General features: G+C 69.0%; 18 protein-coding genes. 7 read left to right on the top strand and 11 right to left on the bottom strand.

Features of this window, described 5'->3' with window-relative positions:
- Positions 1-96: 96 nt before the first annotated feature.
- Both TS85_RS17970 and TS85_RS17965 read left to right on the top strand, forming a co-directional pair.
- Positions 97-1,668: an alpha-amylase family glycosyl hydrolase gene (locus TS85_RS17970; RefSeq protein WP_044334052.1), complete on the top strand. Its 1,572-nt coding sequence runs from the start codon at positions 97-99 to the stop codon at positions 1,666-1,668.
- A complete protein-coding gene (locus TS85_RS17965) occupies positions 1,665-2,669 on the top strand; it encodes a glycosyltransferase family 4 protein (protein ID WP_044334050.1) in 1,005 nt (334 codons plus the stop codon). Before TS85_RS17970 ends, TS85_RS17965 begins: the two co-directional genes overlap by 4 nt.
- A gap of 213 nt (positions 2,670-2,882) precedes the next feature.
- Here the strand turns inward: TS85_RS17965 and TS85_RS17960 are convergent, their stop codons facing one another.
- From TS85_RS17960 to TS85_RS17945, 4 genes are read right to left on the bottom strand one after another with little or no spacing between them, the layout of a single operon-like run.
- Entirely contained in the window at positions 2,883-6,287 is a 3,405-nt protein-coding gene (locus TS85_RS17960) for a chromosome segregation SMC family protein (RefSeq protein ID WP_044334048.1), read from the bottom strand.
- Between the two features lie 30 nt (positions 6,288-6,317).
- Complete coding sequence (locus tag TS85_RS17955) at positions 6,318-7,067, bottom strand: thioredoxin domain-containing protein (protein ID WP_044334046.1); 750 nt, start codon at positions 7,065-7,067, stop codon at positions 6,318-6,320.
- 29 nt (positions 7,068-7,096) lie between these two features.
- Positions 7,097-7,807 (bottom strand): thioredoxin domain-containing protein, encoded by a 711-nt coding sequence (locus TS85_RS17950; RefSeq protein WP_044334044.1) that lies wholly within the window; start codon positions 7,805-7,807, stop codon positions 7,097-7,099.
- Positions 7,807-8,340, bottom strand: coding sequence for a DUF721 domain-containing protein (locus tag TS85_RS17945; RefSeq protein WP_044334043.1), 534 nt, complete (start codon positions 8,338-8,340; stop codon positions 7,807-7,809). The genes TS85_RS17950 and TS85_RS17945 overlap by 1 nt, the downstream gene beginning before the upstream one ends.
- Before the next feature lie 28 nt (positions 8,341-8,368).
- Here TS85_RS17945 and TS85_RS17940 point away from each other — a divergent pair, with 28 nt between their 5' ends.
- From TS85_RS17940 to nudC, 3 genes are read left to right on the top strand one after another with little or no spacing between them, the layout of a single operon-like run.
- Positions 8,369-9,427, top strand: a complete 1,059-nt coding sequence (locus TS85_RS17940) for an A/G-specific adenine glycosylase (RefSeq protein WP_044334042.1) — start codon at positions 8,369-8,371, stop codon at positions 9,425-9,427.
- A complete protein-coding gene (locus TS85_RS17935; protein WP_044334041.1) occupies positions 9,421-10,692 on the top strand; it encodes a serine hydrolase domain-containing protein in 1,272 nt (423 codons plus the stop codon). Before TS85_RS17940 ends, TS85_RS17935 begins: the two co-directional genes overlap by 7 nt.
- Positions 10,689-11,561, top strand: a complete 873-nt coding sequence (nudC, locus tag TS85_RS17930) for an NAD(+) diphosphatase (RefSeq protein ID WP_044334040.1) — start codon at positions 10,689-10,691, stop codon at positions 11,559-11,561. Before TS85_RS17935 ends, nudC begins: the two co-directional genes overlap by 4 nt.
- 1 nt (position 11,562) lies before the next feature.
- On the opposite strand, the gene TS85_RS17925 is transcribed toward nudC, so the two are convergent.
- A complete protein-coding gene (locus TS85_RS17925; RefSeq protein WP_044334039.1) occupies positions 11,563-12,453 on the bottom strand; it encodes a prephenate dehydratase in 891 nt (296 codons plus the stop codon).
- A 100-nt stretch (positions 12,454-12,553) separates the two neighbouring features.
- On the opposite strand from TS85_RS17925, the gene TS85_RS17920 reads away from it, so the two are divergent.
- Positions 12,554-13,246 carry a c-type cytochrome gene (locus TS85_RS17920; protein ID WP_044334037.1) on the top strand — a complete coding sequence of 231 codons (693 nt, stop codon included), beginning with the start codon at positions 12,554-12,556 and terminating at the stop codon, positions 13,244-13,246.
- Positions 13,247-13,305: 59 nt separating this feature from the next.
- Here the strand turns inward: TS85_RS17920 and TS85_RS17915 are convergent, their stop codons facing one another.
- From TS85_RS17915 to TS85_RS17905, 3 genes are read right to left on the bottom strand one after another with little or no spacing between them, the layout of a single operon-like run.
- Complete coding sequence (locus TS85_RS17915; protein ID WP_044334034.1) at positions 13,306-14,475, bottom strand: dipeptidase; 1,170 nt, start codon at positions 14,473-14,475, stop codon at positions 13,306-13,308.
- Positions 14,476-14,504: 29 nt separating this feature from the next.
- On the bottom strand, positions 14,505-14,981 hold the full coding sequence (locus TS85_RS17910) for a dihydrofolate reductase (RefSeq protein WP_044334032.1): 477 nt from the start codon (positions 14,979-14,981) through the stop codon (positions 14,505-14,507).
- Positions 14,978-15,772, bottom strand: coding sequence for a thymidylate synthase (locus TS85_RS17905; protein WP_044334030.1), 795 nt, complete (start codon positions 15,770-15,772; stop codon positions 14,978-14,980). The genes TS85_RS17910 and TS85_RS17905 overlap by 4 nt, the downstream gene beginning before the upstream one ends.
- A gap of 132 nt (positions 15,773-15,904) precedes the next feature.
- Here TS85_RS17905 and TS85_RS17900 point away from each other — a divergent pair, with 132 nt between their 5' ends.
- A complete protein-coding gene (locus TS85_RS17900; RefSeq protein ID WP_044336567.1) occupies positions 15,905-16,294 on the top strand; it encodes a JAB domain-containing protein in 390 nt (129 codons plus the stop codon).
- A gap of 21 nt (positions 16,295-16,315) precedes the next feature.
- On the opposite strand, the gene TS85_RS17895 is transcribed toward TS85_RS17900, so the two are convergent.
- The 3 genes from TS85_RS17895 to TS85_RS17885 form a co-directional block, all read right to left on the bottom strand.
- Positions 16,316-17,083, bottom strand: a complete 768-nt coding sequence (locus TS85_RS17895; RefSeq protein ID WP_044334028.1) for a class I SAM-dependent methyltransferase — start codon at positions 17,081-17,083, stop codon at positions 16,316-16,318.
- Positions 17,080-18,207, bottom strand: coding sequence for a peptide chain release factor 2 (prfB, locus tag TS85_RS17890; RefSeq protein WP_044334026.1), 1,128 nt, complete (start codon positions 18,205-18,207; stop codon positions 17,080-17,082). Before prfB ends, TS85_RS17895 begins: the two co-directional genes overlap by 4 nt.
- Positions 18,208-18,280: 73 nt before the next feature.
- Positions 18,281-20,803, bottom strand: a complete 2,523-nt coding sequence (locus tag TS85_RS17885; RefSeq protein WP_044334024.1) for a penicillin-binding protein 1A — start codon at positions 20,801-20,803, stop codon at positions 18,281-18,283.
- Between the last annotated feature and the right edge of the window lie 23 nt (positions 20,804-20,826).

Raw genomic sequence — 20,826 nt, 5'->3', positions numbered from 1 at the left:
GGGCCCGACGGTGGGGCTCTCGCGACTCACGCCGTTCAGGCCCTCCCCCAACCCCTCCCGCGAGCGGAAGGGGAGTGCATATCGAGGGACCCACACATGAACGACGCAGCATGGTGGCAATCCGCCATAATCTACCAAATCTATCCCCGCTCGTTCCAGGATTCGAACGGCGACGGCATCGGCGATCTTCGCGGCATCGAGGCCCGTCTCGATACTTTGGTCGAACTCGGCATCGACGCGATCTGGATTTCGCCGATCTTCCCCAGCCCCATGGCCGATTTCGGCTATGACGTGGCCGATTATTGCGGGATCGACCCGCGCTTCGGCACGCTGGCCGATTTCGATTCGCTGCTCGCGGCGGCGCACGCGCGCGGTATCAAGCTGCTGCTCGATCTGGTGCCCAACCACAGCTCGGATCAGCACCCATGGTTTGTCGAGAGCCGGTCGTCGCGCGACAATCCCAAGCGCGACTGGTATATCTGGCGGGATCCCGCCCCCGATGGCGGGCCGCCCAACAACTGGATCAGCGATTTCGGCGGATCGGCCTGGGAGTGGGATGATGCCACCGGCCAATATTATTACCACGCATTTCTGAAGGAACAGCCCGACCTCAACTGGCGCAACCCGGCGGTGCGCGCCGCGATGATGGACGTGCTGCGCTTCTGGTTCGCGCGCGGGATCGACGGGTTTCGGATCGACGTGCTGTGGCACATGGTCAAGCATGCCGATTTCCCGGACAATCCGGTCAACGCCGAATGGCAGCCGGGAATGCCCGACTATATGCGCGTCCATCAGACGCATTCGGCGGACCAGCCCGAAATCCACGACATCGCCGCCGAGATGCGGCAAATCGCCGACGCACATGGCGCGCGCGTGCTGATCGGCGAAATCTACCTGCCGGTGCCCGATCTGGTCCGCTATTACGGCACGGTCGATACGCCCGGCGTGCATCTGCCCTTCAATTTCCAGCTGATCGGTGCCGAATGGGACGCGCCCGCGCTGGCGGCGATGATAGACGCCTATGAAGCCGCGCTGCCCCCCGGCGGCTGGCCCAACTGGGTGCTCGGCAACCATGATCGCCCGCGCATCGCGACGCGGGTGGGGGCGGAGCAGGCGCGGGTGGCGATGCTGCTGCTGCTCACGCTGCGCGGCACCCCGACGTTGTATAATGGCGACGAGCTGGGGATCGCCGATGTCGATATTCCCGCCGAACAGGTACAGGACCCGCGCGAGCTGAACGAGCCCGGGATCGGCATGGGCCGCGATCCGGTGCGCACCCCGATGGCATGGGATGTCGGCCCGAACGCCAGCTTCACCAGCGCCACGCCCTGGCTGCCGCTCCATGCCGACTGGGCTAGCCGCAACGTCGCGGTGCAGCGCGGCGACCCCGCATCGATGTGGCGGCTGACGCAGAAGCTGCTGGCGCTGCGCCGCGCGCACCCCGCGCTGGCGCTGGGCGACTATCACCCGGTTGCCGCATCGGGCGCCCTGCTCGCCTATGAACGCCGGCTGGGTACGGATCGCGTGCTCGTGGTGCTCAATCTGGGCGGCACGCCGCAATCCTTCGCGATCCCCGAATGGGCCGAGGGACTGGCGGTGGTCGCCGCCGCGCAGGGGGGCGCCGATCCGGCGCTGCTCGGGCCGCATGAGGGCTATGTTCTGGCATGAAGATCGCGATGATCGCTCCCATCGCGTGGCGCACCCCGCCGCGCCATTACGGGCCATGGGAGCTCGTCACCAGCCTGCTGACCGAGGCGCTGGTTGCGAAGGGCATCGACGTGACGCTGTTCGCGACGCGGGATTCGGCGACCTCGGGCACGCTCGCCGGAGTCGTCCCCGCACCCTATGAGGAGGACCCGGCAATCGATGCGAAGGTCTGGGAATATGCCCATCTCTCGCACATCTTCTCCCGCGCCGGCGAGTTCGACCTGATCCACAACCAGGCCGATTTCCCCGCCCACGCCTTTGCGCCGCTGGTCGACACGCCGATGGTGACGACGATCCACGGCTTCTCGTCCGACCGCATCCTGCCGATGTACAAGCCGTTCGAGGACCGGGTGCACTATGTCGCGATCAGCGACGCCGACCGGCACCCCAGCCTGCGCTATGCCGCGACGATCCACCACGGCATCCGGCTGAACGAATTCCCGTTCGATGCTGAGGGGAGCGACGACCTGCTCTTCTTCGGGCGGATGCACCCGGACAAGGGCGCGGGCGAAGCGATCCGTGTTGCCCAGGCCAGCGGAAGGCGGCTGGACCTGTACGGGATCGTCCAGGATTCGGGCTATTTCGAACGCGAAGTGGTGCCGCACCTGAACGACCGCATCGTCTATCACGGCCCGGTCGGCGGCGATACGCGGCTCAAGGCGCTGGGTGGTGCGAAGGCGTTGCTCCATCTTATCAATTTCGACGAGCCGTTCGGGCTTTCGGTGATCGAGGCGATGGCGTGCGGGACGCCGGTGATCGCGGTCAATCGCGGATCGATGCCCGAACTGATCGACGACGGCACGACCGGGCTGCTGGTGGCGTCGGCGGAGGCGGCGGTCGATGCGATCGAGCGGGTTGGCGGCATCGATCGCGCCGCCTGCCGCGCGGCGGTGGCGGTGCGCTTCTCCGTTGAAGCAATGGCAGAGAAGTATATCGCGCTTTACAATGAGATTTTGGGATGATCGTTAGATCTAAAAATATCTCACACAAAGCCACAAAGGCACAAAGGCACAAAGAGCATAGAAATTTTCTTCGTGTCTTTGTGCCTTTGTGTGAGAATTCTTCTTCTTATGCTGCGCCGCTCCATTTCTGAGATCGCAACGGTGCGATTAGAAAGGCAAATCTTCTCTTAGCGCCTTAGCGTCTTTGCGCGAAAACACTTCTCTCCCCCGCACCTACTCCGCCGCCAACAAACTCTCCGCCCCGCCCAGATCGACGCTGACCAACCGGCTCACCCCGCGTTCCACCATCGTCACGCCGAACAGCCGGTGCATCCGGCTCATCGTCGCGGCATTGTGCGTGACGATCAAATAGCGCGTCGCGGTCTCGCGGGTCATCACGTCGAGCAGGTCGCAGAAGCGCTCGACATTGGCGTCGTCGAGTGGCGCATCGACTTCGTCGAGGACGCAGATCGGTGCGGGCTTGGTCAGGAACAGCGCGAAGATCAGCGCGACGGCGGTCAGCGCCTGCTCGCCGCCCGACAACAAAGTAAGTGATTGCAATCGCTTACCCGGAGGCTGCGCCATGATCTCCAGCCCCGCCTCGAGCGGGTCGTCCGAATCGACCATCTCCAGATGCGCCTGCCCGCCGTTGAACAGCGTGGTGAACAGCCGCCGGAAATGCGTGTCGACCGCCTCGAACGCCGCGAGCAGCCGCTGCCGCCCCTCGCGGTTGAGCGTGCCGATGCTGCCGCGCAGCCGGTTGACCGCCTGGGCCAGCTCGTCCCGCTCGGCGGCGTTGCTCGTGAACGCGGCCTCCAGCTCGGCCAGCTCGGTCTCGGCGACCAGATTGACCGGCCCGATCCGCTCGCGATCCGTCACCAGCCGCTCATGCGCCGTCGATTCGTCCTGCGGCGCGCGGACCGAATCGCCCTCGAACCCCACCCGCTGCGGCAGGAGCGGCGGCGGGCATTCGAAGCGCTCGCCCGACAGTCGGCCCATCTCGACGCGGCGCATCTCCTGATTCTCGACTCGCGCGACGGCGCCTGCGCGTGCCTCACGGGCCTGCGACAGCGCCTCGTTCGCGGCGCGCACGGCGGCCTCGGTGCCGCGCAATGCCGCCTCGGCCCCGGCTTCGGCGGCCTGTGCGGCGGAGGATTGCGCGCGCGTGGCCTCGGTCACGGCCTCTGCTTCGGTCACGGCGGCGGCGAGTTCGGCGGGGCGCCCCGCAATCTGCTCGCGCTCCTCGGCCTGTTCGGCGGCGCGGCGGTCCATGTCGGCGGCGCGGCGCGCGGCCTCGCCGGCGCGCGCCTTCCAGCTCCGGCTCTCGGCCCCTGCGGCGGCGAGCCGCTCGCGGCCCTGGGCGATCTCGCGCTCCAGCGATCCGCGCTCGGCGCGCGCGGTCGCGACGGCGGCGCGGCGCGTATCGGCTTCCCTCGAAAGCGTGGCAACGCGCTCGCGCGTGGCGCTGCCGTCGGGGAGCGCAGCCTTGGCCGCCTCGGCGCGCGCAACTTCGCCCGCTGCTTCGTCCTGCTCGGCGGCAACGCGCGCGCGGCGGGCGTCGAGATCGGCGCGCTGCGCCTCCAGCCGTTCGAGTTGGGCCACGGCGCGATCCTCGGCGCGCCCGGCCTCGCGCCCCGCTATTTCGGACTGGTCTAGCGACCGTCGCGCCGCGCTAGCAGCACTGCGTGCGTGGGCGATGTTCGTCTCGATCGACGCCAGCTCGGCCTGCGCCGCCTGCACCGCCTGCGCCGCCGCCGGGCGCGCGCGCTCGATCGCCGCCAGCCGGTTAAGCTGCTCCAGCCGCTGCGCCGCCGCCGCCCCACCCGATCGCGCGACATAGCCGTCCCAGCGCCGCATCGTCCCCGCCAGCGTCACCAGCCTCTGCCCCACGGCGAGCGGCTGGCCGCTATCCTCGCCCGCTACCAGCACCTGCGCCAGCCGCCGCGCCAGCGCTTCGGGCGCGCGGACATAGGCGGCGAGCGGCGTCGTCCCCGGTGCCGCGCCGGGATCGCCCGGCTGGGGCGCCGCACCCGCCCAATGGCGCTCGCCGCCAGGCTCGAGGCCCGCTTCCAGATCGTCGCCCAAGGCTGCCGCGAGCGCGCGTTCATAGCCGGGATCGGCGTTCAGCCGGTCGAGCAGCCGGTCCTTGCCGCTCGGGCGCGTGGCGCGCGCCAATGCCGCCGCCTCGCTGTCGAGCTGCGTCAGTTCGGCATGGGCCGCGGCACGCGCCGACTGCGCCGCATCGCGCCCGGCAATCGCCGCGCGCTCGGCGGCGTCTGCTTCCGCCAGCCCCGCGCGCGCCGCCTCGCCCTGCCGCGCCGCCTGTTCGCGCGCTTCCGCCGCACGCGCGCGCTCGGCGAGCAGCGGCTCGGCAGCGGGCAGCGCGGCGTTCTCGCCGGTCACCCGCGCCATATCGCGCCCCGCACGGTCGGCGCGGGTGCGTGCGGCGGCCAGCGCGGCCTCGGCGACCCGCGCCTCCGCCGCCTCGCTCGCCTGCGCCGCCAGTGCCTGTGCCAGCGCGACTTCGGCATCGCGCGCTGCCCGCTCGGCATCGGCCAGCGCCGACTCGAGCATCGGCATTCGCGCCGCCGCCTCGGCGATTCGCGCATCCAGCGCCGCGGATTCGTCCGCCAGCCGCGCCAGCGCATCGGCGGCGTCGCGGGCCAGCGCGCCCTCGCGCCCGCGATCCTCCTCCAGCCGGCGATCGGCGGCGTCCAGTTCGGCGATCCGCCGCGCCACCGTCGCAGCCTCGCTGCGCAGCGTCGCGAGCCGGTGCATCGCATCGGTCGCCCGGTCGCGCACCGCCAGCGATTCGGCGCGCAGCCCGGCCAGCGCCTCGGCCGCCGCCTGTTGCGCGGCGGCTGCCTCGTCATGCGCCTGCGTCCGCGCCGCGACCAGCGCCTCGGCGCCCGCAGCCTCGGTCTTGGCCGCATCGGCGGCGGTGGCGGCGTCGCGCCAGCGCGCGAAGATCATCCGCGCCTCGGCGACGCGGATCTTGTCTGACAGCTCGCGGTATCGCTCGGCCTGCCGCGCCTGTCGCTTGAGTGCCGCGGCGCGCGCCTCCTGGTCGCCGATCACTTCGTCGAGCCGGGTCAGGTTCGCCTCGGTCGCGCGCAGCTTCTGTTCGGCATCCTTGCGGCGGACATGGAGCCCGGCGATCCCCGCCGCCTCTTCCAGCATCGCGCGGCGCTCGGCGGGCTTGGCGGCGATGATCGCGCCGATCCGCCCCTGGCTGACCAGCGCGGGGCTGTGCGCGCCGGTGGCGGCATCGGCAAAGGCGAGGCCGACATCCTTGGCGCGCACGTCGCGCCCGTTGATGCGATAGGCCGAACCCGCGCCGCGCTCGATCCGGCGGACAACCTCCAGCTCCTCGTCGCCGGGCTGGTCGGCGAGCACCGACACTTCGGCGAAGTCGCGCGCGGGGCGGGTCGCGGTCCCCGCGAAGATCACGTCCTCCATCCCCGCGCCGCGCAGCGATTTGGCGCTGGTCTCGCCCATCACCCAGCGCAGCGCTTCGAGAAGGTTCGATTTGCCGCAACCATTGGGGCCGACGATCCCCGTCAGCCCCGGCTCGATCCGCAGGTCGGCCGGGTCGACGAAGCTCTTAAAGCCTGTCAGCCGCAGCCGCTTGATCTGCATGGCGCCGCGCCCGCCCCCCGGCCGGCGCGCTTACCGCGCGCCCGCCGCCTGAAGCGCGGGCTCCAGCGCCTGCCAGCTTGCGACGTCGGCGACGACGCGATCGTTGAGGAAGAAGGTCGGGGTGCCGGTGACATTATGCACGGTCGTCGCCTCGGCGTTGACCTTGGCGATCGCGGCGATCGTCTTTTGGTCGGAGAGGCACTGGCGCGCCTTGGCCTCGGGCACGCCGCGCTGCTTCATGAAATCGACATAGCCGAGCGCATCGGCAAAGCCCGCCGCCGCCTGGGGCGCGGGAAGCGCCTGGAGCTGCTGGATCAGGTCGGGGCGCGACTTGAACAATTGCTCGGTGCGGTCGGCGAACGCCGCCTGGTTCGCGAAGAACTGGTCGAGCACGACGAAGAACGCCTCGGTCGGCACGCACTGGTTGAGCAGAGCCGCCGCGAAATCGGGGGCGCCATGGACCAGGAAGTCGCGGAACTCGTACGAGACCTTGCCCGTCGAGATATACTTCTCGCGCAGCGGCTCGACCCCCTCGGCGGCGAAGCGGCCGCAGGTCGGGCAATTGCGCGAACCATATTCGACGAGCTTGATCGGAGCGTTGGGATTGCCCTGGCGATAGCCGTCGGCGGTCTTCTCGACCGTCTCGACCCAGTTCTTGCCCGCGGGCGCCGCAACCGGCGCGACGGCGGTGGCCGAGGTCACCGGAGTCGAGCTGTTGCCCTCGCCACCGCCGCAACCGGCGAGCGCGAGGAGGGGGAGCAGGGCTAGGGCAAAACGCATGGGGTCACTTCTCCACTGGATCAGGGTAATCAGGCGCCGGCGGCCCAGAGTTCGGGCTGGAGCCGGTCCCAGCTATTGGCGCGCATCTTGCGCCCGTTGACGAAGAAAGTCGGCGTGCCGTTCACGCCATATTGCGTGGCGGCATTGGCGTTGACCGTCGCGATCCCGCCGATCAGCGCGGCATTGCCCAGGCATTTGCGCGCCTGCGCCTCGGGAAGCCCGCGGGCCGCCATGAATTTGAGGAAGCCGAGCGATTCGGCAAAGCGCAACGCCGCCTGCGGGGCGGGCAAGTTCTGCATCTTCTCGGCTTCGGCAGGGGTGTCATGGACCAGCGCCTCGACGCGGTCCGCGAACATCGGCTGGCTGGCATAGATCGCGTCGAGCGTGTCGAAGAACCGCGCCGTCGGAACACACTGGTTGAGGATCGCCAGCGCCAGATCGGGCCCGCCATGGACCAGATAATCGCGATATTCGTAGCTGACCTTGCCCGTCGCGATATATTGGTCGCGCAGCGGCTTCATGCCCTCGGCGGCGAAGCGGCCACAGGTGGGGCAGGTGCGCGAGCCATATTCGACCAGCTTCACCGGCGCATCGGGATTACCCTGGCGAAAGCCGCCCGCGGGGGTCTTGACGATCACCGTCAGCCAATTGGCGGGTGCCGCCTTTTTCTGGACGGCGGGCGCGGGTGTGGCGCCGGTTGCGAGCAACAGGGCGGCGGCGGCGGCAAGCAAATGGCGCATCAGTCGATTCGTCCCAAAGGAAGCTTCTCGTCGCTCGCCGCTACGCCCGCCGCCAGCGCCTCGAGCACGGCCTTCAGCTCGGGGTCGGCGATCCCGCGCAGGCTGTCGCCCATTGCGGGGCTCAGCGGCTTGAGGCTGGGCGGCGCCGCGCGCTTCTCGACGCGCTTCACTTCGCCGTGGCGGATCGCGAGGCGGGCGACGGCGGTATAGCCGAAGAAGCGGTTGACGCGCTCGACGATCTCGGGCGCGATATGCTGCATCATCGGGGCATGCGCGCCCGACACCATCAGGCTCAGCACGCCCTCGGCGCGCTTGCCGACGGGGAAGCGAATCGATTCGGGGACCGAGACGCGGGCATAGCGTTCGCCGACGATCTCGCTCCAGCGGCTGACGATCGCGTGCTGGACGAAGCCGAACTTGCGGAACGCCGCCCGCCCGACATCGGGCAACAGCTCGGACACCGCGCGCGCACGGTTCGATCGCGGCGCTTCGGGCTTGGGCTGGCGCGTGGTGGCACGGGGGGGCTTCGTCATTGCGTGCAGTCCATGCCATAGGCGGGGCGTGCCCGACAACGCCCCTCGCGCAATCGCTGCGCCGCTGCTCCATTGGTATGATGCCCATGCGCGCGTGCTGCCCTGGCGCGCGGCGCCCGGAGCCAATGCGCCCGACCCCTATCGCGTCTGGCTGTCCGAGGTGATGCTCCAGCAGACCCAGGTCGCGAGCGTCATCCCCTATTTCGAGACATTCACGACGCGCTGGCCCAGTTTCGCGGCGCTGGCGGCGGCGGACGATGCCGATGTCATGGCCGCCTGGGCGGGGCTTGGCTATTATGCCCGCGCGCGCAACCTGCTCGCCTGCGCCCGCGAAGTCGCGGCGCTGGGCCGGCTGCCGGAGACCGAGGCGGAACTGCTCAAGCTGCGCGGGATCGGGGCGTATACAGGGGCCGCGATCGCGGCGATCGCGTTCGGGCAGCGCGCCGTGGTGGTCGATGCCAATGTCGAGCGCGTGGTGACGCGGCTGTTCGCGCTCGCAGAGCCGCTGCCCGGCGCACGGCCCCGCATCCGCGCGCTGACCGACACGATCACGCCGGATGCCCGCGCCGGCGATTTCGCGCAGGCGATGATGGACCTCGGTTCGGGCATCTGCACCGCCCGCGCGCCGCGTTGCCTGCTCTGCCCGCTGCGACCCGACTGCGACGGCTTCGCCACCGGCGCGCCCGAGGCGTTTCCGGTCAAGGCGAAGAAGGCGCCCAAGCCCCAGCGCTATGGCACGATGTTCTGGGTTCGGCGCGGGGTCGAGGTGCTGCTCGTCCGTCGTCCGGACAAGGGGCTGCTGGGGGGCATGCGCGCGCTTCCTACGGGTCCGTGGAGCGATGCGCCGCCGGGGCTGGCGGACGCGCCCGTCGCGGGCGACTGGCAGTTGCTGGCCGATACGGTCAGCCACGGCTTCACCCATTTCACCCTCGACGTGACGCTTGCGACTGTCACGATCCCGGAGCATTCAGACCCAGCGCATTTTGGCGCCGATGGCGAATGGTGGCCGGTCGATGCGATCGAGTCCGCCGGGCTGCCGACGGTTTTCGCCAAGGCGGCGCGCGTTTTCGGGAGAGTGTCATGCTGAATCGGTTCGGGTTGGGCGTTGCGGGGATCGCGCTGCTGGCGGCATCGCCGGGCTGGAGCCAGACCGCACCGGCGCCCGCCAGCGGGGCACAGGCCGTCGCCCAGCGCTATGTCGCCGACGGCACTGTCCCCGGCATCGTCGTCGTCACCGGGGTGGGTGACGCCGCGCCGATGGTCGTGGCGGAAGGCCGGATCGCCGCCGAGCCGACTGCGCCGCGCGCCGATGCCGACAGCCTGTGGCGCGTCTATTCGATGACCAAGCCGATCACCGGCATCGCCGCGATGATCCTGGTGGAGGAAGGCAAGCTCAAGCTCGACCAGCCGATCAGCGACTTCATCCCGGCGTTCAAGGACATGAAGGTCCTGGTCGACCCGGCCAAGGACTTGACCAGCCGCCCCGCAACGCGCCCGATCACGGTGCGCAACCTGCTGACCCATACTGCGGGGCTGGGCTATAACATCATCACCAAGGGGCCGTTGCTCGACGAATATAACCGGCTGGGGATCAATCCCGCCGCGGTGAACGTCCAGATGGAGGCGAGCATGCGCCCGCTGCGCCCCGCCTCGCTCGAGGAATTTGCGAATCGGCTCGCGACGCTGCCGCTGATCGCCGAGCCGGGCGCCAAATGGAGCTATTCGATCAGCCTCGACTTGCTCGGCCGGGTGATCGAAGTCGCGTCGGGGATGCCGCTCGACCAGTTCGTGAACACGCGCATCTTCGCCCCGCTCAAGATGCAGTCGAGCTATTGGACGGTCCCTGCCGACAAGGCCGGCATCCTCGCCACCAACTATGCCCGCGTCGGCGCGAACCGGCTGCCCGCCGATCCCGGCGCGACCTCGCTGTGGCTCCAGCCGCCCAGCTTCCCCTATGGCGGCGCCGGGCTGGTGATGTCGGCGCGCGACTATGACCGCTTCCTCCACATGCTGGTGAACGAGGGGCAGCTCGACGGCGTCCGCATCCTGAAGCCCGAGACGGTGCGGCTGGCGATGTCGGACCTGCTGCCCGCGGGCGTCGACAAGACGCTGCTCGACGAAATGGCGAAGAGCGGGGTTCCGATGGGGTTCGGCGCGGGCGGCTCGGTGTATCTTGCCGATCGCGCTGGCGGGCCGGGCAAGGGCACCTATGGCTGGGGCGGCGCGGCGGGGACGATCGCGTTCGTCGATCCCGTGCACAAGCTGCGCGTGACTGCGATGATCAACCTGTTCGGGGACACCGAATTGCGGCCCGACCTGACCAGGGCGATCTACGCCGACCTCGCCCGATGAGGGCACCGGGCTTTACCGGCGGCACGATCGACCGGGCGGACCGCGTGCGGCACGAGCCTGCGCTGCTCCAGGCGGCGCTGGACGATCCGCGTGCGCGGCTGCTGATCCTGCACGGGCTCGATCCCGAGCTGGACGGCGAGGGGCGGCTGGGCTGGACCGGGCTCGACACGATCGAGGGCGAGCGGCTGTTCCTCGGCTTCGATGGCGAGGTGCCGCTGTTCGCCAATGCCTTGCCACGCGGGATGACGGCGCCGGGCGGACGATCGCCCGCGCTGTTCGCGATGCTCGACCGGTTTCAGCCCGCCGACGCCGCGCTCTATGCCGCGGCGCGCAGCCTGGTCGACTGGCATGCGCGCCATGGCTATTGCGCCGTCTGCGGGACCCCCACCGAAATGTTCCGCGCAGGCTGGGGCCGGACCTGCCCCAATTGCCACGCCGAGCATTTCCCGCGCGTCGATCCGGTGGTGATCATGCTGGCCGAGTTTCGCGGGCAGGTGCTGCTGGGGCGCCAGCCCGCCTGGCCGCCGGGGCGCTATTCGGCGCTGGCGGGGTTCCTGGAAGTCGGCGAATCGATCGAGGACGCAGTGCGGCGCGAGATCGCCGAGGAATCGGGCGTGCCCACCGGCGCCGTACGCTATGTCGCCAGCCAGCCCTGGCCCTTCCCCTCGTCGTTGATGCTCGCCTGCGTCGCGGATGCGCTGGACGATGCGATCACGATCGACGTCCATGAGCTGGAGGACGCCCGCTGGTTCACCCGCGACGAAGTCGGGCTGGCGCTCGCCTGCGATCCCGCCGCGCCGTTCGTTGCGCCCCCGACCTATGCCATCGCCCATACGCTGCTGACGGCGTGGTACGAGCAGGGGACCTAGTTCAGGGCCGCGCCCGCGCCTGGGGATAGGTGCCGAGCACGCGCACCCATTTGGTGTGGAATTTCAGCTCCTCCAGCGCACGGTCCACCGCAGGATCGCCCGGCGCGCCGACGATATCGGCATAGAATTCGGTCGCCGCGAAGCTGCCGCCGCGCTGATAGCTTTCCAGCTTGGTCATGTTGACGCCGTTGGTCGCGAACCCGCCCAGCGCCTTGTACAAGGCGGCGGGGACGTTCTTCACTTCGAAGATGAAGGTCGTCATGAACGGCCCCGGCCCGGCCAGCGGATTGGGGCCGCGCGCCAGCACCACGAAGCGCGTCATATTGTGCGCGGCATCGGCAAGGTCGCCGGCAAAGACCGTCAGGCCATAGAGCGCGGCGGCCCCCGGCGGGGCGAGCGCCGCGACGGCCGGGTCGGCCAATTCGGCGACCACGGCTGCGGCGCCGGCGGTATCGGGATAGGCGCGCGGCGCGATGCCATGCGCCTTCAGCCACTGGCGGCACTGGCCCAGCGCCTGTGGGTGGCTCATCGCCTCGCGCACCTGATCGACGGTGCCCGTGCCCATCAGGCCGTAGCGGATCGGCAGGAAATGCTCGCCGGTGATCGCCAGCCCCGATTCGGGGAGCAGGAAATGCATGTCCGCGACGCGGCCGTGGAGCGAATTCTCGATCGGGATCATCGCGCAATCGGCGGTGCCCAGCCGCACCGCCTCGATCGCGTCCTCGAACGAAAAGCAGGGAAGCGGCAGCCCGTCGGGAAAGGCTTCGAGCGCGGCAATATGCGAATTGGCGCCCGGCGCGCCTTGGAAAGCGACTGCCTGACCGGGCTCGGCGGCGGCCTTGGCAATCATGTCGGCAACGATCGGGCGGGCGGGGGCGGCGAAATTCTCCATCGCCGCGCGGGCTAGCCGTGCGCGCGCTGCGGAGCAACCCCGGCTTGCGGTGTGCTAAAGCCGGTTCTAAAGGATCGACGACTTATCTCAGGGGCATGCGATGGACGATCGGTTCAATACGATTGCAGGTTGGGCACTTGCTGGCGGCGTAGCGGCGCTCGGGCTGTCGATCGCGAGCGGCATGATCTTCCATTCGGAACGCCCCGAAAAGATGGGCTATGCGATCGAAGGCGTTGAGAGCGCAGGCGAAGGCGGCGGTGCGGCAGCAGTCGCGCCGATCGCGACGCGCCTCGCCGCGGCGGACCCGGCCAAGGGCGCCGAAGTGTTCAAGCAGTGCACGGCGTGCCACTCGATCGCCCAGGGTGGACCCTCGGGCATCGGCCCGAATCTGTATGACTCGGTCGGCAAGGCCCATGGCCATGTCGCGGGCTTCGCCTATTCGGACGCGCTCAAGTCGGTTCCGGGCAACTGGACGTTCGACGCGCTCGATGCCTGGCTGACCTCGCCGCGCAAATATGCGCCGGGCACCAAGATGACCTTCGCCGGCATCGCCGATCCGCAGGCGCGCGCCAATGTCATCGCCTATCTGAACAGCCAGGGCTCGAACCTGCCGCTCCCCGCCGCCCCTGCAGCGGATGCCGCCGGCACCGAAGCCGAGGCGAACGTCGCCGAGGGCGGCAGCCCCGCCGAGCTGTCGAATCAGGCGGCGCCGGGCGAAGGCACGCCGGGCAAGGACCCGCAGGCCGCGATCCAGGCCGAGGAAAAGGCCGGGCTGCCCAAGAGCAACAACTAATCCGGGACGACCCGGCGCGCGTGGCGCCGGGTCGTCGGATGCTTCGCTGCACCGACTGCCTATCGCGCGGGCACCATCCCCGCGCGCAGGACGCGCAGCACGTTGCCGCCCATAACCTTGGCGATCTCGCCGCGCGTGAAGCCGCGGTTCACCAGCGCCTGCGTCACTGCGACGAGCCCGGCGCTGTCGAACCCGGTCGTCACCGCGCCGTCGAAATCCGATCCCAGCCCGACATGGTCGATCCCCACCAGGTCGCGGACATGCGCCACCGCCGCCGCGACGGCGGCGGGCGCGGTCGAACAGATCGCCGCATCCCAATAGCCGATCCCGACGACGCCGCCGGTCTTCGCGACGCCGCGAATCTCGGCATCGGTCAGGTTGCGGTTGACCTTGCACGTCGCCTGCACCCCGCCATGGCTGGAGACGACGGGGCGCCGCGCCATCGCCAGTATCTGCGCGACGCTGGCGTGGCTCGAATGCGCGATGTCGACGACCATCCCGATCGCCTCCATCCGCCGCACCGTCTGCACCCCCAGCGGCGTCAGCCCGCCTTTCTGCAACCCGTGCATCGACCCCGCGACGTCATTGTCGAAGAAATGCGCGAGCCCCGCCATGCGAAACCCCGCGGCATAGAGCCGGTCGAGATTGGCGAGGTCGCCCTCCATGTCCTGGAGCCCCTCGATCGACAGCATGCCCCCGACGACCTTCGCCCCGCGCGCGCGATCGGCGAGCAGTCGGTCCAGCTCGGCGGGCGTGCGGATCACGCGCAACTGCCCGCCCGAACCCGCGGCGGCGCGCTCCAGCTTCTGCGCATGCCATAGCGAGCGCTGGAGCAGCGAGCCCCAGGTACGCGGCGGCTGGAGCTGCGCCACGGTCAGCAGCGTGATATTGTCGCTGTCGGCGCCATTCGCCTCGTAATTCTGGCCCTTCGGCGTCTTGGTCACCGACGAGAAGATCTGGAGCGCGACATTGCCGTCGATCATCCGGGGCAGGTCGATCTGCCCCCGCCCGGCGCGGTCGAGCAGGCTGCGTCGCCACATCAGCGTATCGCCGTGCATGTCGGCGATCTGGAGCCCGGCATGCAGCGCCCGCGTCTGGGGCGAGACCGGCGGCAGCGGCGTCGCCACCACCTTGTTCATGCTGCTTTCCACCCAGGCGGGGGCGATCCCGAAGAACCCGATCGCGGCGAGGATGATCAGTACCGCCACGCTCCACAGGACTTTGCGCATCTTGCCTCTCCCCTTGATGTCGCTGGTCGTTACGCGCTCCGTTCCAGCGTCACGAAGCTATAGGCTGGGTGCGTCCCTTCCGCAGGATAATCCTCGCGCGCGGTCTCCTGCCATTCGGGGCCGAAGCGCGGGACCTTTGCGTCGCCCTCGGCCTCGACATGGACTTCGGTCAGTTCGATGCGGTCGGCGCGGTCGAGGAACAGCGCGAAGACCTCCGCCCCGCCGATCACCGCAACCTCGCCCGCACCCGCCAGCGCGATCGCCGCCTCGGGCGAATGCGCGACTTCGGCGCCGGGCGCGGCCCATGCGGCGTCGCGGGTCAGCACGATGTGCCGCCGCCCCGGCAGCGGGCTGGGAAAGCTCTCGAACGTCTTGCGCCCCATCACCATCGGCTTGCCCATGGTCTGTGCCTTGAATCGCTTCAAATCGGCGGGCAGCCGCCACGGCAAGCCCCCGTCGCGCCCGATCACGCCATTGTCGGCACGCGCGAGGTGAAACACGATCATACCGCCACCGCCGCCTTGATATGCGGTTGCGCGACATAATCATGGATCGCGAAATCCTCATAGTCGTACGCGTCGATCGACGGCGCATGGCGGAGGATCTCGAGCCGGGGCAGCGGGCCGGGCTTGCGGCCAAGCTGTTCGCGCGCCTGTTCCAGATGGTTCGAATAGAGGTGGCAATCGCCGCCGGTCCAGATGAACTCGCCGACCTCAAGCCCCGCCTGCTGCGCAAGCAGATGGGTGAGCAGCGCGTAGCTGGCGATGTTGAACGGCACCCCCAGGAAGATATCGGCCGAGCGCTGATAGAGCTGGAGGCTCAGCCGCCCGTTCGCGACATGGCATTGGAACAGGCAATGGCACGGCGCCAGCGCCATCGCGTGCAGGTCGCCGGGGTTCCAGGCGGAGACGATCATCCGCCGCGAGGCGGGGTTGGTCTTCAGCGTCTCGATCAATTCGGCGATCTGGTCGATATGCCGCCCGTCGCTGGTCTCCCAGTCGCGCCATTGCTTGCCATAGACCGGGCCGAGCTCGCCCGCCGCATCGGCCCATTCGTCCCAGATGCTCACCTTGCGATCGCGCAGCCACTGGACATTGGTGTCGCCGCGCAGAAACCACAGCAGCTCGATCAGGATCGAGCGCAAATGGAGCTTCTTGGTGGTGAGCAGCGGGAAGCCTTCGCGCAGGTCGAAGCGCATCTGGTGCCCGAATACCGACAGCGTGCCGGTGCCGGTGCGGTCCATCGTTTCGGCGCCCTGGTCGAGCGCGCGGGCCATGAGATCGAGATACTGACGCATGGCCCCAGCCTAGCCGCGGGGCGGGCGCGCGCCAAGCGTTGCGGGGCAGACATCCGAAATGGAGCGAGCTGGCCGCCATAATGGATTGGGAATTCGGCCCGGCCAGGCCCCCACTGCGCTAGCGTGGCCGCGATGCTCGCACCGCCGCCCCTCCGGATCACCGGCTCCGCCGCCGCGGGCGCGCTGTTCGCGCAATTGGCGAGCGAACCCAATGAAGTGATCGCGATCGCCTATCTGACCGAGGACCGGCGGGTGCTGGGGCTGCGCCACACCCGCAGCGAGTCGCGCGACCGGATGGTGCTGCCGATCCGCGCGATCGCCGCCGATGCAATCGCGTTCGATGCGCGCGGTGTGGTGCTCGAGCACAACCACCCCAGCGGGGATCCCACGCCCAGCGCCGCCGATCGCGACGCGACGCGGCAATTGCTGCGCGCGCTGGCCGCGCTGGAGGTGCGGCTGGTCGATCATCTGGTCATCGCGAGCACGGGGAACAGCAGCTTCCGCGCATTGGGGTTCCTGTAGCCCGGCTGCGGGCCGCTCGGCTCAGTGCGCCGGTTCCTCGGCGTGCTCGACGATGATCGGCGCGGCGGTCGCGCCGCTGCGGCACGCCTTGATCGCGCTCGGCTCGGGGCGTTCGCCCGCCGCGCCGAACGTCGCCATATAGCCCCCCGCCGACGGCATCGGCCGGAACGAGACCAGCGCATAGCCGACCGCGGCGAATTCGCATTTGAGCAGCGTGGGCGGGGTGCCGTGATGTTCGGTCGGGCGATTGGCGTCGACGACGATGACCTGGCCATTGGCGGTCAGCGACGGGCGCAGCCGCCACAGGAATTCATACGGGCTCTCGATCTCGTGATACATATGGACCAGCAGCACGCGATCGAAGCTGCCCTCGGGGAGCCGCGGATCGGCGGGCAGGCCCAGCCGGACGCTGACATTGTTCAGCCGCTCGCGCACCACGCGCTTGGCCAATTCCTCGATGATGTCGGGGACGATGTCCTCGGCGACGACGCGGCCCTTGGCGCCGACGCGCTGCGCCATGCGGATCGTGTAATAGCCTTCGCCCGCGCCGATATCGGCCACGGTCATCCCCGGCTTGATCCCGGCCAGGTCCATCACTTCGGTCGCTTCGTTCAGCCGGTCGCGCGCTTCCTCGGTCGACCAGCGCGCGGAGACGATCGTCGCCACCGGACGATCGGCGGCGGGGAAGCCGGTCTTCGCCTCGACGCGGCGCTCGTCCTTGGGCGCGACGGTGCCGCCGTCGCATGCGACGAGCAGAACCAGTGGCGCCAGGGCGAGGGCCAGCCTCAATCGACATCCTCCACTTCGACCGTCTCGCCGGTCACGCGCTGCGACAGCGCCGCCGCCATGAACGGGTCCAGCGCACCATCCAGCACATCGCCGGGCGCAGTGGAAGTCACCCCGGTGCGCAGGTCCTTCACCAGCTGATAGGGCTGGAGGACATAGGAGCGGATCTGGTGGCCCCAGCCGATATCGGTCTTGGTCGCGTTCTGCGCGTCCGCCACCGCCTCGCGCTCGGCCAGTTCGCGCTCGTACAGCCGGGCGCGGAGCTGGTTATAGGCCTCGGCCTTGTTCTTGTGCTGGCTGCGCTGGTTCTGGCACTGGACGACGATGCCGGTGGGCAGATGGGTGATCCGCACCGCCGAATCGGTGGTGTTGATATGCTGTCCGCCCGCACCCGATGCGCGATAGGTGTCGATGCGCAGCTCGCTTTCGTTGATCTCGATGTCGATATTGTCGTCGATCACCGGATAGACCCACACGCTCGAAAAGCTGGTGTGGCGCCGCGCCGCGCTGTCATAGGGCGAAATGCGGACGAGGCGGTGGACCCCGCTCTCGGTCTTGGCATAGCCATAGGCGTTCTCGCCCTTGATCAGCAGCGTGGCGGACTTGATCCCCGCCTGCTCGCCGGCGTGATAGTCGATCAGCTCGACCTTCATGCCGCGCCGCTCGGCCCAGCGCGTGTACATGCGCAGCAACATGCCCGCCCAGTCGTTGCTCTCGGTGCCGCCGGCGCCCGAATTGATCTCGACATAGGTGTCGTTGACGTCGGCCTCGCCCGACAGCAGCGCCTTGACCTTGTCGATCTCGGCGCGCGCGGCCAGTGCGGCGAGCGCGGCGGTGCCTTCGCTCGCCATCGCCTCGTCGTCCTCGGCCTCGGCCATCTCGATGAGTTCGGCGGTGTCGCTCAGCTCGGTCTCGATCGCGCGCGTCGCGCCGATCGCCTCGTCGAGGCGGCGGCGCTCGCGCATCACGTCCTGCGCGGCCTTGGCGTCATTCCAAAGGCTCGGGTCCTCGACGCGGGCATTCAGCTCGTCGAGGCGCCGCAGCGCGCGATCCCAATCGAGGAACCGGCGCAGCAATGCCAGCGCAGCCTTGATCTTGTCGGCATGAGCCTGCGCTTCGGCGCGCATGGGGTGTTCTCCAAACAATGTTGTCGGCCACAAAGGCGGCCCGAACGGGGTAGATAGGGACGAAACGGCGCGGCTAGTAGATTCCGCCCTCGCGTTGCAAGAAGTCGCTGTCGCTCTGGCGGTCGGCCTTGGGCGCCGCCTTCTTCTCGGCGGCCTTGGCCTCGGCGGCTTCCTGGTCCCCGCGGCGGCCGCGGCGCGGCTCGCTTTCGGGCTTGAAGGCTTCCCAGATCACCGGCGACAGCGGGTCGCTGGTCGGCCAGGCGCCGAACACGCGCTTGCCGCTCGCGCGGTCGATCCGCGCCATGCGGATGCCGGCGGGGGCAGTGAAGGCCAGCTTGTCCATCCCCTCGAACGCGGGAATCGCGAATTCCTTGAAGATCGGCGCGGCGATCGACCCGCCCTGGGCATAGCCGCCCAGGTTCGACGGCGCGTCGAAGCCGAGATACAGCCCCGCGAGCATTTGCGGCGCGCCGCCGACGAACCATACGTCGGTGGGGCCGGTGGTGGTGCCGGTCTTGCCCATCAGCGGGCGGTTCAGGTCGCGCAGCACGGTCGCGGTGCCGCGCTGGATGACGCCTTCGGTGATATGCACGATCTGGTAGGCGCTCATCGGATCGACCACCTGGCGCGCACGCGTCGCCGGGCGCGGCATCGCGCCGCCGTCCCAATCGGGGGCGTTGCAATGGTCGCACGGGCGCCAATTCTCGGGCAGGATGACCTCGCCGCGGCGGTTCTGGACGAAATCGATCAGCGTCGGATTGAGCGCGCGGCCCTGGTTGACCAGGATCGAATAGGCATTGACCATCCGCAGCACGGTCGTCTCGCCCGCGCCCAGCGCATAGCTGAGATAGGGGGGCAGCTTCTGCCGCGACACGCCGACGCGCTGGATCAGGTCGACGACATGGTCCATCCCCGCCTGGTTCGCCGTCTGCACGGTCATCAGGTTGCGCGACTGTTCGATGCCCCAGCGCAGCGTGTGCGGCCCGGCGCCGCGCGAATTGCCGAAATTGCGGAAGCATTTCTCGCCCAGCCCCGCGCCCTGCCACACGCAGAACGGGCCATCGACGACGATCGATGCCGGGGTCATCCCCTGTTCCATCGCCGCGGCATAGACCAACGGCTTGATCGTCGAGCCCGGCTGGCGCAGCGCCTGGGTCGCGCGGTTGAAGCTCTGGATGCGCGAATCGAACCCGCCCTGCATCGCCAGCACGCGGCCGGTGCGCGGGTCCTCGACGACCATGCCGCCCGAAATCTTGGGCACGCTGCGCAGCGCGAACACGCCCGCGCTTTCGGGTGCCACGACCAATATGTCGCCCGCGCGGATCGCGTTGAACGCCTGGCCGCCCTTGTTGCGCACCGGCATCGCCGCCGCCCATTTTGGGAGCGTGCCCGTCGCGCCGTCGTCAAACCCGATCTGCCATGAATCGCCTTCTTTCGCGATCGCCACGGCGGCGCGCCAATTCTCGTAATCCACGCCGATATTGGTGTTGAGAAACGGCTGGAGCCAGCCATTGGACAGGTCCAGCGGTTCGGGGTTCAGCGGCCCGTTCCACCCGCGCCCGCGATCGAAGCGCAACAGCCCGTCGCGCAGCGCCTTCTGGGCATATTGCTGGAGCTTCGGGTCGAGCGAGGTGCGCACCCACAGCCCGCCCGAATAGACGCTGTACGGCCCCGAATCGGCCTTCTCGCCGAACTTGTCCATCAACTGGCGGCGGACTTCCTCGATGAAATAGCCGCCGACCCGCTCGAACTTGGGCGTCTGGCGCGGGACGGTGCCCAGCGGCGCGGCGACGGCCGCGGCATGTTGCGCGGGGGTGATGAAGCCGTTGGACAGCATCTGCCCCAGCACCCAGTTGCGCCGCTCCAGCGCGCGCTCGGTATAGCGTTCGGGGGCGTAGTTCGCCGGCCCCTTGGGCAGGATCGCGAGATAGGCGAATTGCGGCAGCGTGAGCTGCGCCAGCTCCTTGCCGAAATAGGCCTGGCTCGCCGCCTCGACGCCGCCGGCATTGCGGCCCAGCTCGATCGAATTGAGGTACAGTTCGAGGATCTGCGGCTTGGTCAGCGTATCCTCGATCCGCCACGCCAGGATCGCTTCCTTGGCCTTGCGCAAATAGCTTTGCTCGCTGCCGACCAGCAGGTTCTTGGCGACCTGCTGGGTGATCGTCGAGGTGCCGCGCGGCGTCGATCCGCTCATCATGCCCTGCACCACCGCGCGGACCAGCCCCGGGAAATCGACGCCGTGATGGCTGAAGAACGTCTTGTCCTCGGCCGACAGGATCGCATCGACCATCGGCTTGGGATATTCGGCGAAGCTCAGCTGGACGCGGCGCTCGCGCGCATAGCTGTGGATCGGAAGCCCCTCGGCGGAGCGGACATTGGTCGGCAGCGGCGGCTCATAAGAGCGCAGCGTGTCGACCGACGGCAAATTGCGCGCGACGAACAGCCACAGCAGGAACATCAGCAATCCGGCGAGCAACGCCAATACAGCCAGGACACGGAACCACCAGCGGTGGCGGACGCGCGCATAAGCGCCGCGAAGCCCGCCGATCTCGCGCTTTATCCGGAAGTTGACACGGGAAGCTGTCTCGTCGGCCATCGGACGCGCGGTGTAGCAACTTT

It is taken from the genome of Sphingomonas hengshuiensis, from assembly GCF_000935025.1.
Taxonomy (GTDB): Bacteria; Pseudomonadota; Alphaproteobacteria; order Sphingomonadales; family Sphingomonadaceae; genus Sphingomonas; species Sphingomonas hengshuiensis.
The sequence above is the reverse complement of the archived record's forward strand: the minus strand, read 5'-3'. Positions and strand labels throughout refer to the sequence as shown.

Coding starts and splice junctions, on each gene's coding strand:
- TS85_RS17955 (WP_044334046.1), bottom strand. CDS start 7,067: ATGCGTTTTGCCCTAGCCCTGCTCCCCCTCCTCGCGCTCGCCGGTTGC.
- TS85_RS17950 (WP_044334044.1), bottom strand. CDS start 7,807: ATGCGCCATTTGCTTGCCGCCGCCGCCGCCCTGTTGCTCGCAACCGGC.
- prfB (WP_044334026.1), bottom strand. CDS start 18,207: ATGCGCGCCGAAGCGCAGGCTCATGCCGACAAGATCAAGGCTGCGCTG.
- TS85_RS17915 (WP_044334034.1), bottom strand. CDS start 14,475: ATGCGCAAAGTCCTGTGGAGCGTGGCGGTACTGATCATCCTCGCCGCG.
- TS85_RS17965 (WP_044334050.1), top strand. CDS start 1,665: ATGAAGATCGCGATGATCGCTCCCATCGCGTGGCGCACCCCGCCGCGC.
- TS85_RS17885 (WP_044334024.1), bottom strand. CDS start 20,803: ATGGCCGACGAGACAGCTTCCCGTGTCAACTTCCGGATAAAGCGCGAG.
- TS85_RS17960 (WP_044334048.1), bottom strand. CDS start 6,287: ATGCAGATCAAGCGGCTGCGGCTGACAGGCTTTAAGAGCTTCGTCGAC.
- TS85_RS17970 (WP_044334052.1), top strand. CDS start 97: ATGAACGACGCAGCATGGTGGCAATCCGCCATAATCTACCAAATCTAT.
- TS85_RS17925 (WP_044334039.1), bottom strand. CDS start 12,453: ATGGAGAATTTCGCCGCCCCCGCCCGCCCGATCGTTGCCGACATGATT.
- TS85_RS17905 (WP_044334030.1), bottom strand. CDS start 15,772: ATGCGTCAGTATCTCGATCTCATGGCCCGCGCGCTCGACCAGGGCGCC.
- TS85_RS17920 (WP_044334037.1), top strand. CDS start 12,554: ATGGACGATCGGTTCAATACGATTGCAGGTTGGGCACTTGCTGGCGGC.
- TS85_RS17935 (WP_044334041.1), top strand. CDS start 9,421: ATGCTGAATCGGTTCGGGTTGGGCGTTGCGGGGATCGCGCTGCTGGCG.
- TS85_RS17945 (WP_044334043.1), bottom strand. CDS start 8,340: ATGACGAAGCCCCCCCGTGCCACCACGCGCCAGCCCAAGCCCGAAGCG.
- nudC (WP_044334040.1), top strand. CDS start 10,689: ATGAGGGCACCGGGCTTTACCGGCGGCACGATCGACCGGGCGGACCGC.
- TS85_RS17910 (WP_044334032.1), bottom strand. CDS start 14,981: ATGATCGTGTTTCACCTCGCGCGTGCCGACAATGGCGTGATCGGGCGC.
- TS85_RS17900 (WP_044336567.1), top strand. CDS start 15,905: ATGCTCGCACCGCCGCCCCTCCGGATCACCGGCTCCGCCGCCGCGGGC.